We start from the raw sequence: 1,769 nt of genomic DNA on the forward strand, positions 1-1,769 counted from the left end.
GACGAGACCGATGCCGGCGAAGCTTTCGTCTCCGGCCCGATCAGCGCGACGAGCGCGGCTTCGATCATCTCGGCTTCGCTGGCCTTCGGCGCAGACGATGCAGCAGGCGATCCGGTCTACACCATCGACATCGTCGGCAACGGCTCGACCTCGCTGATGACGTCGGACGGCGATCTGCCGATCACGCTGGAGCAGACCAGCGCTTCGGTCATCACCGGTACCTACAACGGCGGCGCGGATACGGCCTTCACGATCGAGATCAACGACGACGGCACGCTCACCGTCACGCAGTACGCAGCTCTCGAGCATGCCGATGCGACCGACGACAACGACACGCTGGATCTTGCCGGCCTGATCGACGCGACGGTCACGATCACCGACAACGACGGCGATACCGACAGCGGCACGGTTGCCGTTGGCGCAGCGGTCACCTTCTACGATGACGGTCCGGCGGTCACCAACGTTGCCCTGGGCAGCTCGGTCTCGGTCGACGAGACCGATGCCGGCGAAGCTTTCGTCTCCGGCCCGATCAGCGCGACGAGCGCGGCTTCGATCATCTCGGCTTCGCTGGCCTTCGGCGCAGACGATGCAGCAGGCGATCCGGTCTACACCATCGACATCGTCGGCAACGGCTCGACCTCGCTGATGACTTCGGACGGCGATCTGCCGATCACGCTGGAACAGACCAGCGCTTCGGTCATCACCGGTACCTACAACGGCGGCGCGGATACGGCCTTCACGGTCGAGATCAACGACGACGGCACGCTCACCGTCACGCAGTACGCAGCGCTTGAGCATGCCGATGCGACCGACGACAACGACACGCTGGATCTTGCCGGCCTGATCGACGCCACGGTCACGATCACCGACAACGACGGCGATACCGACAGCGGCACGGTTGCCGTTGGCGCAGCAGTCACTTTCTACGATGACGGCCCGGCGGTCACCAACGTTGCCCTGGGCAGCTCGGTCTCGGTTGACGAGACCGATGCCGGCGAAGCCTTCGTCTCCGGCCCGATCAGCGCGACGAGCGCGGCTTCGATCATCTCGGCTTCGCTGGCCTTCGGCGCAGACGATGCAGCAGGCGATCCGGTCTACACCATCGACATCGTCGGCAACGGCTCGACCTCGCTGATGACGTCGGACGGCGATCTGCCGATCACGCTGGAGCAGACCAGCGCTTCGGTCATCACCGGTACCTACAACGGCGGCGCGGATACGGCCTTCACGATCGAGATCAACGACGACGGCACGCTCACCGTCACGCAGTACGCAGCTCTCGAGCATGCCGATGCGACCGACGACAACGACACGCTGGATCTTGCCGGCCTGATCGACGCGACGGTCACGATCACCGACAACGACGGCGATACCGACAGCGGCACGGTTGCAGTTGGCGCAGCGGTCACCTTCTACGATGACGGTCCGGCGGTCACCAACGTTGCCCTGGGCAGCTCGGTCTCGGTCGACGAGACCGATGCCGGCGAAGCTTTCGTCTCCGGCCCGATCAGCGCGACGAGCGCGGCTTCGATCATCTCGGCTTCGCTGGCCTTCGGCGCAGACGATGCAGCAGGCGATCCGGTCTACACCATCGACATCGTCGGCAACGGCTCGACCTCGCTGATGACTTCGGACGGCGATCTGCCGATCACGCTGGAACAGACCAGCGCTTCGGTCATCACCGGTACCTACAACGGCGGCGCGGATACGGCCTTCACGGTCGAGATCAACGACGACGGCACGCTCACCGTCACGCAGTACGCAGCGCT

Annotated in this window: 1 protein-coding gene; it reads left to right on the top strand. The window is 64.8% G+C overall.

The window, feature by feature from the left end; translation table 11 throughout:
• Nucleotides 1-1,769 (top strand): DUF5801 repeats-in-toxin domain-containing protein (locus KIH45_RS18990; protein WP_213177512.1); only part of this gene is annotated, 1,769 nt, incomplete at both ends.

Source organism: Croceicoccus gelatinilyticus (genome assembly GCF_018398395.1).
Classification (GTDB): domain Bacteria; phylum Pseudomonadota; class Alphaproteobacteria; order Sphingomonadales; family Sphingomonadaceae; genus Croceicoccus; species Croceicoccus gelatinilyticus.